General features: G+C 63.6%; 10 protein-coding genes. 3 read left to right on the top strand and 7 right to left on the bottom strand.

The features are described from left to right. The first annotated feature begins 70 nt into the window (after window positions 1-70). The gene (locus AC1RT4_RS27175; protein ID WP_493089155.1) at window positions 71-271 is read left to right on the top strand and encodes a hypothetical protein; all 201 of its coding nucleotides are present in this window, start codon (window positions 71-73) and stop codon (window positions 269-271) included. A gap of 9 nt (window positions 272-280) precedes the next feature. Here the strand turns inward: AC1RT4_RS27175 and AC1RT4_RS27170 are convergent, their stop codons facing one another. Both AC1RT4_RS27170 and AC1RT4_RS27165 read right to left on the bottom strand, forming a co-directional pair. Continuing rightward, on the bottom strand, window positions 281-526 hold the full coding sequence (locus tag AC1RT4_RS27170) for a DUF2789 domain-containing protein (RefSeq protein ID WP_197870268.1): 246 nt from the start codon (window positions 524-526) through the stop codon (window positions 281-283). Between the two features lie 129 nt (window positions 527-655). After that, window positions 656-1,117: an aminoacyl-tRNA deacylase gene (locus tag AC1RT4_RS27165; RefSeq protein WP_493089153.1), complete on the bottom strand. Its 462-nt coding sequence runs from the start codon at window positions 1,115-1,117 to the stop codon at window positions 656-658. A gap of 196 nt (window positions 1,118-1,313) precedes the next feature. Here AC1RT4_RS27165 and AC1RT4_RS27160 point away from each other — a divergent pair, with 196 nt between their 5' ends. Both AC1RT4_RS27160 and AC1RT4_RS27155 read left to right on the top strand, forming a co-directional pair. Continuing rightward, a complete protein-coding gene (locus AC1RT4_RS27160; RefSeq protein ID WP_179693074.1) occupies window positions 1,314-1,841 on the top strand; it encodes an NfeD family protein in 528 nt (175 codons plus the stop codon). 2 nt (window positions 1,842-1,843) lie between these two features. Further along, entirely contained in the window at window positions 1,844-2,602 is a 759-nt protein-coding gene (locus AC1RT4_RS27155; RefSeq protein ID WP_007957673.1) for a slipin family protein, read from the top strand. Here the strand turns inward: AC1RT4_RS27155 and AC1RT4_RS27150 are convergent. Genes AC1RT4_RS27150 through AC1RT4_RS27130 form a run of 5 tightly spaced genes read right to left on the bottom strand, consistent with a single transcriptional unit; the run spans window position 2,568 to window position 14,680 of the window. After that, on the bottom strand, window positions 2,568-3,542 hold the full coding sequence (locus AC1RT4_RS27150; RefSeq protein ID WP_493089151.1) for a sulfotransferase family protein: 975 nt from the start codon (window positions 3,540-3,542) through the stop codon (window positions 2,568-2,570). The two genes, AC1RT4_RS27155 and AC1RT4_RS27150, sit on opposite strands and share 35 nt — an antisense overlap. Further along, the gene (locus AC1RT4_RS27145; protein WP_493089149.1) at window positions 3,530-4,315 is read right to left on the bottom strand and encodes an aspartyl/asparaginyl beta-hydroxylase domain-containing protein; all 786 of its coding nucleotides are present in this window, start codon (window positions 4,313-4,315) and stop codon (window positions 3,530-3,532) included. The genes AC1RT4_RS27150 and AC1RT4_RS27145 overlap by 13 nt, the downstream gene beginning before the upstream one ends. Further along, window positions 4,312-4,917, bottom strand: coding sequence for an adenylyl-sulfate kinase (cysC, locus tag AC1RT4_RS27140; RefSeq protein WP_433898842.1), 606 nt, complete (start codon window positions 4,915-4,917; stop codon window positions 4,312-4,314). The genes AC1RT4_RS27145 and cysC overlap by 4 nt, the downstream gene beginning before the upstream one ends. Beyond that, the gene (locus tag AC1RT4_RS27135; protein WP_007957681.1) at window positions 4,901-6,415 is read right to left on the bottom strand and encodes a TolC family protein; all 1,515 of its coding nucleotides are present in this window, start codon (window positions 6,413-6,415) and stop codon (window positions 4,901-4,903) included. Before AC1RT4_RS27135 ends, cysC begins: the two co-directional genes overlap by 17 nt. Window positions 6,416-6,463: 48 nt before the next feature. Continuing rightward, complete coding sequence (locus AC1RT4_RS27130; protein ID WP_493089146.1) at window positions 6,464-14,680, bottom strand: Ig-like domain-containing protein; 8,217 nt, start codon at window positions 14,678-14,680, stop codon at window positions 6,464-6,466. Between the last annotated feature and the right edge of the window lie 50 nt (window positions 14,681-14,730).

Raw genomic sequence — 14,730 nt, 5'->3', positions numbered from 1 at the left:
AATTGCTTTCAGCACAAGAAATGTCCCTCGCTGAAACTGCGCCAACACCGACATCCGAGAGGACTGAACCATGACGAAGAAATTCACGACCGAGAACACCAATTCCGGACAACATCCGATTGAACGTCTGCCCCACACATCTGCGTACGCGGCATTTTTAGAGCAAAAAGTGAAAATCGCTCGTGAATCAATGGCCTGCGGAATCGGTTTATCCAATCTTGAAGTTGAAGCGACGTTCTCTTCCTTGAGAGCTATGACTGCCAAGGGCTAGGTCCGGTCTTTACCCCGCCCGCCCCTTCCTCAACATCACATCCAGCTGATCCACCACCTCCGCCCAATCCGCATCATCGAGAATCTCGTCGCGCAGGAAATCCGCCTGGCTCTTGCTCCAGAAGAACGCGTCGCACAGGTGCAGTTCGGGTTTGAGCGGGGAATGGGTGGCGATGAACTGGTCGATGCTGACCGGGTCGTTGTCCAGGCCGAGTTGCTTGAACAGGGATGGGAGGCTGTGCGTCGGGTTTTCCATGTCGGAACTCCTGCGAGATTTAAAGGGTGTGAAAGATTTTTCGCGAGCAGGCTCGCTCCCACAGGTTTAGCGCAGAACCTGTGGGAGCGAGCCTGCTCGCGATTGGCGTCGGTACAGACGCTAAAAAAGCTACTGACTCAGTTCCCGCACCTGCGCATGCGGCACCATTTTCAGGAATTCGGGCATGCTCATGTGCAGCAGGTTGTTGTGGTTGCCGGCTTCCAGGTAGATGTCTTTCTGCCGGGTCAGCAGCGGGTCGATGACCATGTCCAGGCCGTAGGAATCGCCCAGCGGCGGCACGGCGCCGCGTTCGCAGTCGTCGAAGATGTGCGCCAGATTGCTTTCGCGGGTGATTTGCCATTCGCCGCTGTTGCGCACCTTGCTCAAGTCCAGGTGGCGGCTGGCGGGCAGCACCGCCATCAGGTAGTGCCCGTGACGGTCGTCCAGGATCACCGATTTGGCCACCCGTTCTGCGGCAATCCCGGAGACCCGCGCCGTTTCCAGGCTGCTGGACGAGTGCGGGTGGGTAACGATGTCATATTCGCATTGCGCCCGGTTGAGGCTGCTCTGCACTTTCTTGGCCATACGCATGATGCACCTCGGTGCCCGCCGACGCTGCGCGGCGGACGGTAATGAAACGCTGTGGCTGTCCTTGAAAGTCTAGTCCGGCGGGCTGCGAACACCGGGAAATCCGCCCACTGGCGGGGCGGGCGGATTGATCAAAAATCATCCAGCCACAGCCTCAACTAGACTGTAAGAACAAGCCCTGACTCTCGCGGAGGGTCACGTGAACATTCGTTGCTGTGCGCTTGCCCTGTTGCTGCTGAGTGGATCGGTCGTTGCGGCGGACGGTCCGTTTACCGCCGTCAGTCCGGTCGGCCTGTGGCTGATTACCTTGGGCATCACCTTCCTGATCGCCGAAGCCGCGCTTCCAAACTACGGCGTGATCGGCCTTGGCGGCATCGTCATGTTCGTGATCGGCGCGCTGATCCTGAGCAACGCCGAACTGCCGGTGCCGATGATGATCGGCCTCGGACTGGTCAGCGCCCTGTTGCTGATCGCATTGCTGATCCGTGCCCTGAAAACCCGACCGCGCCAACCGGTCAGCGGCGATGCCGGCCTGCTCGGCAGTGTCACGGCGGTGACGGTGGTGCAGCCGGAAGACAGCCGCAACGGCTGGGTGCAATTACAAGGAGAACGCTGGCAGGTGCTGAGCGCCACGCCGCTGCACACTGGGCAACCGGTGCGCGTGGTCGGACGCAAGGGCCTGTTGCTGCAAGTGGCCGCGACTGACGCGGCACCGCTCGGAGAGTGATCATGGGTCTGCAAATCGGTTTTGTCGCGCTGCTGCTGTTGCTGATCGCCCTGGCCGGCTCGACGTTCCGCATCCTGCGCGAATACGAACGCGGCGTGGTGTTCCAGCTCGGACGCTTCTGGCAGGTCAAGGGGCCGGGGCTGATCCTTTTGATTCCGGTGGTGCAGCAAATGGTCCGGGTCGACTTGCGCACCATCGTCCTCGACGTGCCGCCGCAGGACGTGATTACCCGCGACAACGTGTCGGTGAAGGTCAACGCGGTGCTGTACTTCCGCGTGCTCGACCCGCAGAAAGCGATCATCCAGGTCGAAGATTTCCTCATGGCCACCAGCCAACTGGCCCAGACCACCCTGCGCGCGGTGCTCGGCAAACACGAGCTGGACGAACTGCTGGCCGAGCGCGAACGCCTGAACATCGACATCCAGCAAGTGCTCGACGCCCAGACCGACGCCTGGGGGATCAAGGTCGCCAACGTCGAAATCAAGCACGTCGATCTCAACGAATCGATGGTGCGCGCCATTGCCAAACAGGCCGAAGCCGAGCGGGAACGGCGAGCCAAGGTGATCCACGCCGAAGGCGAGTTGCAGGCCTCGGAAAAACTCATGCAGGCCGCCGAAATGCTCGGCCGCCAGCCCGGCGCCATGCAGCTGCGCTACATGCAGACCTTGAGTTCGATTGCCGGCGACAAGAGCTCGACCATCGTGTTTCCGTTGCCGATCGAACTGCTCAAGGGGATGGCGGATCTGTCGGCGAAATCGTGAGCGCGCGCAAACGTTCCAGCGCGAGGTAAGGAGCACGGGCGCAATGTTCGACCCGCGTCTGCAACAACGCCGACGCTTCGCGGCGCTTGTGTTCGCCATCGACGACAAAGGGTTGTGACGGCTGCTTCGCGTGCTGCGCCGTCGCCGCCAACGCCTGTTCACACTGCGCGGCATTCAGCTTGAAAAACCGCGCCAGCCGCCCGCTCATCGCGTCGGGCAATTCGCTGTAGTTCAGTGCCAGCCCGGCACAATCACGGCAATGCACCCACCCCGCCTCCAGCAGGCGCCCCAGCCGCCGGGCGATGAAATCTTCGCGGCCCTCGAATGGCAAATCATCGTCCAGCACACAATCGCCGAGCGCACCCGGCACCATGTGCAGGCCGGGGCGACGCAAATGCGAGACGGCGATTTCCAGCGGATCGCGGTAGACAAACAGCCACGGCGTATCGGGAAAACACTCGTGCAGCAACGGCCATTCGCCGATGCTCCAGGCGTCGAGTTTGATCACCAGTCGCTGCTCCGTACCGCGCCGCCGCTGACCATACGCCGAGAGCAATCCGGCGATGGCTGCGCGGCGTTCTTCGTCCGGCAGATCGCTACGCAGCAAGGCATCAAGGGGCGGCGGCTCCGAGACCACGATGTGATCGTCGAGCCGGGCAAGCATCTGGCTGATCAGCGTCGAGCCACATCGCGAGGCGTGCAGGATAAAGGCGCTCGGCGACAGACCCGGACTGAGCGCTTGCCAATCCATGAGCGCCGACAAAGGAGTTTGCCGGCGGAACGCCTGGTTGAACGGCAGGCGCAACGCGTCTTCGACCGCCTCGCGAAAGAACGGCTGATGCAGCGGCGTGTCGCCAAACCAGCACCAGTCGACCTGCCATTGCCCGGCGGTTTTCCAGACGCGGATCGGCAGCCAGCCGTCGAAATTTACAGACGCCATTGTTCGTTCCATGACCGACGACCGTTGCGCATCGCCGCCAGCAGTTCTTCACGGGAAAAGTGCAGACCGCGTTCAGCGGCCAACGCCAGCGTCTGGACGATAAATGCTTCAGGGTCGTGCAATGCCTGCAACGTTGCGGACAACACCGGGGCCGTGACCAGCAACCGTTGAAATCGCTGCAGCGCCGTCTCCGTGCCATCAGGCAGCGGAGTGCTCGGCAAACCATCAACAATCATCTGCTCCAGCCAGGGCGCGGGGCGGCAATCGAGCACCAGATGAACCCGAGCCGTGCTGTCGCGATTGTCGACCCGATGCGGCCGGGCGAGATCGAGAAACCAGCACTCACCCGCCGTCATCGGCATCCGCTGGCCGTCGAGCCAGAAGTCCACGGCGGGAGGACTGAGCAGCGGAATGTGCAGGCGCAAATCGGCGTCCACGCCTTCAAGATCGTAGTCGCGATGCTCATGAATCTGCCCGCCCGGGCCCAGTCGCAACAACCGCGCACTGACAATTTCCAGCGGCAGATCCCGCAGGGCCTGCTGCCAGCGATGGTCATTCAGCCAAGGGGCGCGTTGAACGGGTTCGGCACTGCCGGGGGACAATTCGGTCAGCGCATCGGCGGCGGAAATCAGCGCCACGCCGCTCCAGTCGCCGGCGAAATAAGCGGTGTTGAAATGACCGCGCCAGGCGGCATCGTCAATCGCCGCCAGCGCCTGCAACAGCAACGGCAGGTCCACCGTCAACGGCAACCGTGAGAACGCCGGCCGGCTCATGCCTTGGGTAACACCGCAGTTTCGCCGAGCCAGGTCAGCAAGCGGTCCAGACAGGCTTCGACCGTCAGCGTGCCGGTGTCGAGCACCAGCGAAGCCTGGGCCGGAGCCTCGTAAGGTGCCGATACGCCGGTGAATCCGGCCAACTCGCCGCGACGGGCCCGGGCGTAATGCCCTTTCGGATCGCGCTGCTCGCACACCGCCAGCGCGGCGCTGCACCAGACCTCGCGATAGTCCTCGCCCAAACGGCGGGCAAACACTTCGCGCAGTTCCGCCAGCGGCGCGATCATCGCCAGAATCACGATCTGCCCGTTCTCCACCAGCAACGCTGCCAGCTCACTGGCACGGCGGATGTTTTCCAGGCGGTCGGCATCGGTAAAACCCAGGTCACGGTTGAGCCCGACCCGCAACCCATCGCCATCGAGCACCACGCTTTGCAGACCGCGACTGAACAACTCGGCGTGCAACGCCTGGGCAAGGGTCGACTTGCCCGCCGCCGGCAAGCCGGTCAGCAGCATCGCCGTGCCGCGATGGCCGTTGCGGGCCTCGCGTTGGGCACGGCTGATACTGGCGGTCGGCGCCAATACGTCACTGCGCGGAGGCATGGGCCACCGGCACCGAAATATTCCCCGAGGCCCACGCCGCTTCGCGGTTGGCCAGCGCGGTGGCGATCGACTGGACTTCGGTCGACTGCACCTGATCCGGCAGCGGGTCGAGACCAGCGCTGGCGAAAATCTGGCCGTAAGCATTGCGCAGATCGGCGTAGGACAGATCGCGCCGCAGATCGGCCTGCAAGGTGTTGAGCTCGCCCTGAATCAGGTCCAGCTCACCAATGCCGTCGGCCTGACGACGGTTACGCAACTGACCGACAATTTGCCCGTCGATGTCCGACAGTTGCTGGTTGGTCTTGAACTGGCGCAGCGCCTCCTGATAGTTGGCATTGGCCACGTAAAGCTGTGCCAGCACTGCAATCGACATTGCCTGACGCCGCGCGGCGGCAACTTCTTCACCGGCCTTGGCCACATCGATCGCCGCCGGGGCGGAGATCACGTTGAACAGGTTCCAGGTGACCTTTACGCCGTAGTCGGCCCAGCCCTGCTCGACCAGGAACGAGTTGCTGTCGTAATGCCCGCCGGCGGAGAACTCCAGGCCCGGCAGCAGACGCAGCATGGCCTTGCGGGTTTCGGCGGCGCTGATCCGGGTCTGGTAATCCTGCTCGCGCAGTTCCGGACGGCTGGTCAGGGCTTCCTGTTCGAGTTTGCTCAGATCGACCTTGAGTTCCGGGATCTGATAACCGTCATCGGTGGCCAGGGTCAGGTTGGTGCCCAGCGGCAGGTTGATCAGGGTCGCCAGTTCGGTTTTCGCCAGCGACAGCGCGCGGCGTTGTTCTTCCAGTTGCCGGGTCGCTTCGATCAGCGAACGCTGATAACCGAGGGACTGCACCGGATCGCCGATGCGCTGTTCGCTCATGCTTTCGCTGTTGCGGCGGGCAGTGTCGACCCGCGCCATCAGGCTGTCGATCTGCTTGAGCAGACGTTCGGCGGCCATCGCCCGCCAATAGGCCGAGCGCACGTCCTGAACGATGGTGTTGATCACCTTGCGCCGGCGTTCCTGAACGATCAGACGCTGGTCGCCCTGCTGCTTGGCGCTGATGTAGCTCACGCCGAAATCGAGGACGTTCCAGACCATGGTCAGGTCGGCGACGTCGCGGTCGCGGTCCTGGGAGGTCGACGGTTCCAGGGACTGGGTGCCGGTGCGCACACTCTGGCTGCTGGAGGCGCTGACGTTGTTGCGCCCGACGTAACCGGCGTCCAGCGCCATGCGCGGCAGCATGTCGAAACTGGCGAGGTCGAGCTGCCGCTTGGCCAGCGCTTCCTCCATGATTTTCAAGCGACCTTCGAGGTTGTATTTCACCGCGCGGGCCATAGCCTGGTGCAGGGTCAGCGGACCGCTCAGCGGTTCCTGGCCCTTGTACATGCTTTGCAGGTCGGCCCGGGCCCTTTGTTCACTGACACTGCGTTCGATCGGTTCACTGGTCACTGCACATCCGCTGATCGCCAGCGCCAGCAGGCTGGCGCCGAACAACTTCTGACTTTTCTTCATCCCTGGATCGCCCCTAGGTCCCGCACATATGTGAGTTGTTGTGTGTTGTCAGGCCGGCATTTCGCTGATGCCGACCTGTTGCAGTGCTGCCGCCAGGTTGTCGACCCGGTGCTGCTCGCTGTCCTTGATCTGTTGCAGTTGCTGGCCCAGGGTCGGCGCGCCGAACACACCGCGCAGGCCCTGGGAAATATCACCGCCCTTGATCGACTGGCTGCCGAAGGCGTTCAGCGAATCACGCTCGGCGCTGCTGTCCTGATTGAACAGGCTCGACAGCGTGCTGCTGCCGAACACCCCGCCATCACCGCCACCAAACCCGAGGAAGCCATGACCGGAACCGTCACCCAGGTTGTCGCTGCTGCTGAAAACCTGGGCAATGAAGCTCGGGCTCAGCGCACCGCGGTTGATGAAAATATCCCCCAGTGGACGGATGCCGTTGCCGATCACCCGTTGCTCGAACAACGGCGCGAAAGTCAGCGGCGAACCGAGGTCGCCGGTGGGCGCTGTGAAAACGATCGGCTGCAGCGGAACATTCGGCGGTGGCGGCGGAGCGACCGGATCGCTGCTGCGGAATTCCGGATCCGGCGTCACGATGATCAACGGCGAAGTCGGCGTCACCGCCGGCACCGTGTTGATCACATAATTGCCGGAGCTGCTGACGCCGCTGCCGCTGTTGCCCGACAGGTCGCTGACCCCGGCGGTGTTGATGCTGATCGCATTGCTGGCGCTGTTGACGTTGGCGTTCGGCGTCAGGGTCGCCGTCCAGGTCTTGCCACCGTCGCTGCTGCTCAGGTTGGACAAGGTGCCGTTGGCCACGCTGAGGTCCGACAGGTCGAAACCGCTCACCGCTTCATTGAAGGTGATGATCACCTGCGAGGTCTGACCGACGCCCAGGTTCGGGTTGGCGATCACCACCGTGGCGGTCGGCCGTTCGCTGTCGAGGGTGTAGTTGTTCGACACCGCCACCGTGCTGCCGGCGTTGCCCGCAAGGTCGGTGACATTGCTGGTGTCCAGCGCAATGAAGTTGCTCGGGTCGGTGACATTCGAGGTCGGCGTGAAAGTCGCGGTCCAGGTCTTGCCGCCGTCGCTGCTGGTCAGGTTGCTCAGGTCACCGTTGGTCACGCTCAGGTCGGACAGATCGAAATTGCTCACCGCCTCGCTGAAGGTGAAGGTCACCGTGGTGCTCTGGCCGATGCCCAGATTCGGATTGGCGACCACGATGTTCACCGTCGGTCGGGTTGCATCGAGGATGTAGTTGTTGGAGATGGCGATGCTCGCCCCGAGGTTGCCGGCCAGATCCTGGACACCGGCGGTGTCGATCAGGATCAGGTTGGTCGGGTCGTTGACGTTGGTTGTCGGCGTGAAAGTCGCGGTCCAGGTCACGCCGCCGTCGCTGCTGGTCAGGTTCGACAGCGAACCGTTGGCGACGCTGATGTCCGACAGGTCGAACCCGCTCACCGCTTCGCTGAAGGTGATGGTCACGGTGGTGGTTTCACCGATGCCCAGGCGATTGTCGGCGACCACGATGGTGGCGGTCGGCAGCGCGGTGTCGATGGCGAAGTTGTTGGAATCGGTGGTGCCGACGCCACTGTTGCCCGACAGGTTGGCCACCCCGGCGTTGTTCAGGGTGATCAGGTTGCTGCTGTCGGTGATGTTGTTGGTTGGGGTGAAGGTCGCGGTCCAGGTGATACCGCCGTCGCTGCTGCTGACATTGCTCAATGTGCCGTTGGCGATGGTCAGGTCGCTGTTGTCGAAACCGCTGACCGCTTCGTTGAAGGTGATGGTCACCAGCGAGGTTTCCCCGGCCTTCAGCGAAGTGTCAGCGACCACGATGGTGGCGGTCGGCACCTGGGTCTGTACCTGATAGTTGGCCGAACTGGTGGTGCCGGTGCCGGTGTTGCCGGCCAGGTCGGTGATGCCGGTGTTGTTCAGGACGATCAGGTTGGTGAGGTCGGTGACGCCGATGTTCGGCGTGAAGGTAGCCGTCCAGGTGATGCCGCCGTCGCTCGACGAAACGTTGCTCAGGGTGCCGTTGGAGACGCTCAGGTCGGAATTGTCGAAACCGGTGACCGCCTCGCTGAAGGTGATGGTCACCTGCGCGGTTTCGCCGGGCCGCAGGTCGCTGTCGGTCATGACGATGGTCGCCGTCGGACGCTGACTGTCGACCGCATAGTTGTTGGAATCGGTAGTGCCGCTGCCAGCGTTGCCCGCCAGATCGGCGACGCCGGTGTTGTCCAGGGTGATCAGATTAGTGGTGTCGGTGATGCCCGCCGCCGGCGTGAACGTCGCCGTCCAGGTGATGCCGCCGTCGCTGCTGCTCACCGCGCTGAGCGTGCCGTTGGCGATGATCAGATCGGCATTGGTGAACCCGGTCACCGCTTCGCTGAAGGTGATGGTCACCAACGTAGTCTGACCGACGCCCAAGGCTGTGTCGGCGACCACGATGGTCGCCGTCGGACGCTGAGTGTCGATCGAGTAATTATTCGAATCAGTGGTGCCGCTGCCCGCGTTGCCCGACAGATTCTGCACGCCGGCGTTGTCCAGCGTGATCAGGTTGGTGGCGTCGGTGATGTTGGTGGTCGGCGTGAAGGTCGCCGTCCAGGTAATGCCGCCGTCGCTGCTGCTGACCGCGCTGAGCGTGCCGTTGGCAATCGTCAGGTCAGCGTTGGTGAAACCGGTCACCGCCTCGCTGAAGGTAATGGTCACCAGCGAGGTCTCGCCGATTTTCAGCGAGTTGTCGGCAATGATGATGGTCGCGGTCGGCAGCACGGTGTCGATGGTGTAGTTCGGCGAGCTGGTGGTGCCGGTACCGCTGTTGCCGGCCAGGTCGGCGATGCCGGTGTTGTTCAGGACAATCAGGTTGGTCGCATCGTTGACGCCCACGTTCGGCGTGAACGTTGCCGTCCAGGTGATGCCGCCGTCACTCGACGAAACATTGCTCAGGGTGCCGTTGGCGACGCTCAGGTCGGAATTGTCGAAACCGGTCACCGCCTCGCTGAAGGTGATGGTCACCAGCGAGGTTTCGCCAGCACTGAGGGCGCTGTCGGACAGCACGATGGTCGCCGTTGGACGCTGGCTGTCGACCGCGTAGTTGTTGGAGTCGGTGGTACCGCTGCCGGCGTTGCCCGCCAGGTCGGCAATGCCGGTGTTGTCCAGCGTGATCAGGTTGGTCGTGTCGGTGATACCCGCCGCCGGGGTGAAAGTTGCCGTCCAGGTGATGCCGCCGTCGCTGCTGCTGACAGCGCTCAGCGTACCGTTGGCGATGGTCAGGTCGGCGTTGGTGAAACCGGTCACCGCTTCGCTGAAGGTGATGGTCACCAGCGTAGTCTGGCCGACGCCAAGGGCTGTGTCGGCGACCACAATGGTGGCGGTCGGACGCACGGTATCGATCGAGTAATTGTTCGAATCGGTGGTGCCGCTGCCGGCGTTGCCCGACAGGTTCTGCACGCCGGAGTTGTCCAGAGTGATCAGGTTGGTGGCGTCGGTGATGCTGGTCGTCGGTGTGAATGTCGCCGTCCAGGTGATGCCGCCGTCACTGCTGCTCACTGCGCTCAACGTGCCGTTGGCGATGGTCAGGTCGGCGTTGGTGAAGCCGGTCACCGCCTCGCTGAAGGTAATCGTCACCAGCGAGGTTTCACCGATCTTCAGACTGGGGTCGGCCACGATGATGGTCGCGGTCGGCAGCACAGTGTCGATGCTGTAGTTGTTGGAGTTGGTCGTGCCGCTGCCAGCGTTGCCCGCCAGGTCGGCGATACCGGTGTTGGCCAAGGTGATCAGATTGGTGGCGTCATTGATGCCCGCGGTCGGCGTGAAGGTCGCCGTCCAGGTAATGCCGCCGTCGCTGCTGCTCACTGCGCTCAACGTGCCGTTGGCAATCGTCAGGTCCGCGTTGGTGAATCCGGTCACCGCTTCACTGAAGGTGATGGTCACCAGTGAGGTTTCACCGGCGCTGAGGTTGCTGTCGGCGACCACGATGGTCGCGGTCGGCCGTACCGTATCAATCGCGTAATTGTTCGAATCGGTGATACCGCTGCCGGCGTTGCCCGCCAGGTCGACGATGCCGGTATTGTCCAGGGTAATCAGGTTGGTGGTGTCGGTGATGCTGGCGCTCGGCGTGAACGTCGCGGTCCAGGTGATGCCACCATCGCTGCTGCTCACCGCGCTCAACGTGCCGTTGGCGATGGTCAGGTCGGCGTTGGTGAATCCGCTCACCGCCTCGCTGAAGGTGATGGTCACCAAGGTGGTTTGACCGATACCAAGGGCAGTGTCGGCGACCACGATGGTGGCAGTCGGACGCACAGTATCAATCGCGTAATTGTTCGAGTCAGTGGTGCCGCTGCCGGCATTACCGGAAAGGTTTTGTACGCCTGAATTGTCCAGAGTGATCAGGTTGGTCGCGTCGGTGATACTGGAGGTCGGCGTGAAGGTCGCCGTCCAGGTGATGCCGCCGTCGCTGCTGCTCACGGCTGACAAGGTGCCGTTGGCGATGGTCAGGTCGGCGTTGGTGAAACCGGTCACCGCCTCGCTGAAGGTAATCGTCACCAGCGAGGTTTCGCCGATTTTCAGCGCGTTGTCGGCAATGATGATGGTCGCGGTCGGCAGCACGGTGTCGATGGTGTAGTTGTTGGAGTTGGTCGTGCCGCTGCCGGCGTTGCCTGAAAGGTCGGCGATGCCGGTGTTGGCCAGCGTGATCAGGTTGGTCGCATCGTTGACACCCACGTTCGGCGTGAATGTTGCCGTCCAGGTGATGCCGCCGTCGCTGCTGCTGACCGCCGTCAGGGTGCCGTTGGCAATCGTCAGGTCGGCGTTGGTGAAACCGCTCACCGCTTCGCTGAAGGTGAAGGTCACCAGCGAGGTTTCACCGGCGCTGAGGTTGCTGTCGGCGACCACGATGGTCGCGGTCGGACGCTGGGTGTCGATGGCGTAGTTGTTGGAATCGGTGGTGCCGCTGCCGGCGTTGCCCGACAGGTCGACGATGCCGGTGTTGTCCAGCGTAATCAGGTTGCTGGTGTCGGTGATGCTGGCGCTCGGGGTGAACGTCGCGGTCCAGGTGATGCCGCCGTCGCTGCTGCTCACCGCGCTCAACGTGCCGTTGGCGACCGTCAGGTCGGCGTTGGTGAAACCGCTGACCGCTTCGCTGAAAGTGATGGTCACCAGCGAGGTTTCACCGATCCGCAGGTTGTTGTCGGCCACTACAATGGTCGCGGTCGGGCGCACGGTATCGATGGCGTAGTTGTTGGAGTCGGTGGTGCCGCTGCCGGCGTTGCCGTTCAGATCCGCGATGCCGGTATTGTTCAGCGTGATCAGGTTGGTCGCGTCGGTGATGCTGGCGGTCGGCGTGAACGTCGCCGTCCAGGTGATGCCGCCGTCGCTGCTGCTGACCGCCGTCAATGTGCCGTTGGCAATCGTCAGGTCGGCGTTGGTGAAACCGGTGATCGCTTCGCTGAAGGTGATGGTCACCAGCGAGGTCTCGCCGATTTTCAGCGCGGTGTCCGCCACCACGATGGTCGCGGTCGGACGCGCGGTGTCGATCGCGTAATTGTTGGAATTGGTGGTGCCACTGCCGGCGTTGCCGGCCAGATCGACGACCCCGGTGTTATCCAGGGTGACCAGGTTGGTGGTGTCAGTGATGCTGGCGGTCGGCGTCAGCGTGGCGGTCCAGGTTATGCCGCCGTCGCTGCTGCTCAGGCCGGTCAGGGTGCCGTTGGCCACTGTCATGTCGGCGGTGGTGAAGCCGCTGACCGCTTCGCTGAAGGTGATGGTCACCAGCGACGTTTCACCCACTGCCAGACTGGTGTCGGCAACCACAATGGTCGCCGTCGGCCGCACGGTATCGATCACGTAATTGGCCGAATCAGTCGTTCCGCTGCCGGCGTTGCCCGCCAGGTCAGCGATACCGGTCTTGTCCAGGGAGATCAGGTTGGTGGTGTCGGTGATGCTGGCCGTCGGGGTGAACGTTCCGGTCCAGGTGATGCCGCCGTCGCTGCTGCTCACGGCGCTCAGCGTGCCGTTGGCGATGGTCAGGTCGGCGTTGGTGAAGCCGGTCACCGCCTCGCTGAAAGTAAAGGTCACCAGCGAGGTATCGCCGATCTTCAACGCCGTGTCGGACATCACGATAGTCACGGTCGGCCGTGCGGTATCGATCGCGTAATTGACCGAACTGGTCGTGCCGACGCCCGCCACGCCGTCGCTGATGGCGGTCACTCCGGTGTTGTCGAGGGTGATCAGGTTGGTGCTGTCGGTAATGCTGTTGGTCGGTGTGAAAGTCGCGGTCCATGTCAGGCCGCCGTCGCTGCTGCTGACCGATGTCAGCGTGCCGTTGGCGATGGTCAGGTCGGCGTTGGTAAACCCGGTGACCGCCCGGCTGAAGGTGATGGTCACCAGCGAGGTTTCGCCGATTTTCAGCGCGGTGTCCGACATCACGATGGTCGCGGTCGGCGGTTCCACGTAGGCGGTGTTGAGCGTGCCGCCGTTGTTGAAGATCGCCGCAACGGCGGTCGGTGACGTACCGTTCGTGCCGCCGCCCAGTGCCACACCACCGGCACCGCTGCCGGCGGCGTTGCCGCTGATGGTGGCGAAGTTGGCGGCGGTGATCAGCACCGTGCCGCCCTGGTTCCAGATCGCGCCGACGCCGCGTCCGGCAATGCCGCCGTTGGAAGCGTTGCTGCCCAAACCGCCACCACCACCGCCGCCGCCACCGGCGCCGAGGTTGTTGCTGATCACCGAAGTGCCGACGATTTTCAGGGTGCCGGTCGAGGCGTTGTAAATGCCGCCGGCGGCATTGCCGCCCGCGCCGCCGACCTTGTCCCAGCCTGCGCCGCCACCGCCGCCGCCGATGGAAATCGTGCCATTGCTGGCCGTGCCGCCATTGCCGCCGTTGCTGTAGTCGGAAACGCCCTGGCCACCGGTACCGCCCGTGCTGGTGCCACCGCGCCCGCCCATGCTAATAGCATCGAAGCCGCCGCCGTAACCGCCGACACCGCCGCTGCCGGCCTGCCCGCCGAGGGTGCCGGTGCCCGGCCCGGCCGTGCCGCCATGGCCGCCACCCTGACCGCCAAGACCACCGCCACCGCCGCCGCCACCGCCGTAAAATGCACCGGTGACACCACCGCCGCCGCCACCGCCCGCCGCCGCGTTGCCGGTGACCGAAACGTTGTTCAGGGTCAGGATGCCGGCGTTGAAAATCCCGCCGCCCATGGCGCCGGTTGCGCCGTAGCCGCCATTGCCACCGTTGCCCGAGACCAGGCCCCGGGTGATGACCAGACCATCCAGGGTCACCGTGCTGCCAGAGGTGATTTCCACCACTCGGGTCCGGTATTGGCCATCGAGCGTGACGTCGGCAACCCCGTCGTTGTTCAGGTCACCATCGACGGTGATGTTCTTGTTGATCAGCAATTCCGAGGTGAGCTGCACCGTCATGCCGCTGCTGAAGGTCACGATGTCGCCGTTCTGCGCCGACGCCAGCGCTGCGCGCAGCGAACCGACCCCGGTATTCGCATTGTTGGTGGCGGTCCAGGTAGCCAAGCCCCACTGGTATTCGCTCATCGCCTGGGTCGACAGCACGTTGGCACTTTCGATGTTGCCGGTGGCGATCTCCAGATCCCAGTCGCCGCCTACCCCGGTGCGGTTGTTCGAAGCGGCCACGTCGCGGCCGGTCAATTGCGCCAGCGAGTCGACGAAGCTCAGGCCACGATCGCCTTCGGCGGTGTAGCAGCCGTAGATCAGAATGTCGCCGCCCGCGTTCATGTCCTTGCCGATTTCCGCCAGGATCGCGCTGCGCTGGGCGACGTTGTCGGCCGACAGATAACTGTTGCCCAGCCACAGGTCACCGGCGTTGCCGTGGGCGATGATCTGCACCGAACTCACGCCCTGATGCTGGTCGAGGTAATCGGCGATCTGCTGCAAACCGTCCTTGCCGGCATCGAGCTTGACCACTTGCGTGCCGGGAGCCACGCCTTTGAGCAGGCTGTCGGCATCCTTGACCCGGGAATCGACGAACACCACGCTCTGCCCCGGCACCGCGACCGGGCTGGCGGCGGGCGTGGCATCGGCCTGGCCGTGGGTGTCCTTGCTGGCGCTCGGGTGATCGGCAGCCGGCGCTTTCGCGGCATCGGCGGTGGCATGGCTGTCAGCCTGGGCGGCGGTGTCGGCCACGGTGGCCGCGACGGCGCCGTCGAACAGCATGCGCGGTTCCAGCGACATGATCATGGGCGCCGCCAGCGTCCGTTGGCCTTCGGTAACCCGCGACTTCTGCTTGCTCCACCACATGTTGCTCACCCGGACTCGAACACAGTTGTTGACGCATCAATGAAAAACGC

The sequence above is a fragment of the Pseudomonas sp. GW821-FHT11D10 genome (assembly GCF_058808435.1).
Note: the sequence above shows the minus strand (reverse complement) of the source record. Positions and strands in the feature narration are given on the sequence as shown.

Bases quoted from the DNA above. Each gene is read 5' to 3' on its own strand.
- AC1RT4_RS27175 (WP_493089155.1), top strand. From the start codon at position 71: ATGACGAAGAAATTCACGACCGAGAACACCAATTCCGGACAACATCCG.
- AC1RT4_RS27170 (WP_197870268.1), bottom strand. From the start codon at position 526: ATGGAAAACCCGACGCACAGCCTCCCATCCCTGTTCAAGCAACTCGGC.
- AC1RT4_RS27165 (WP_493089153.1), bottom strand. From the start codon at position 1,117: ATGCGTATGGCCAAGAAAGTGCAGAGCAGCCTCAACCGGGCGCAATGC.
- AC1RT4_RS27155 (WP_007957673.1), top strand. From the start codon at position 1,844: ATGGGTCTGCAAATCGGTTTTGTCGCGCTGCTGCTGTTGCTGATCGCC.
- AC1RT4_RS27150 (WP_493089151.1), bottom strand. From the start codon at position 3,542: ATGGCGTCTGTAAATTTCGACGGCTGGCTGCCGATCCGCGTCTGGAAA.
- AC1RT4_RS27145 (WP_493089149.1), bottom strand. From the start codon at position 4,315: ATGAGCCGGCCGGCGTTCTCACGGTTGCCGTTGACGGTGGACCTGCCG.
- cysC (WP_433898842.1), bottom strand. From the start codon at position 4,917: ATGCCTCCGCGCAGTGACGTATTGGCGCCGACCGCCAGTATCAGCCGT.
- AC1RT4_RS27135 (WP_007957681.1), bottom strand. From the start codon at position 6,415: ATGAAGAAAAGTCAGAAGTTGTTCGGCGCCAGCCTGCTGGCGCTGGCG.
- AC1RT4_RS27130 (WP_493089146.1), bottom strand. From the start codon at position 14,680: ATGTGGTGGAGCAAGCAGAAGTCGCGGGTTACCGAAGGCCAACGGACG.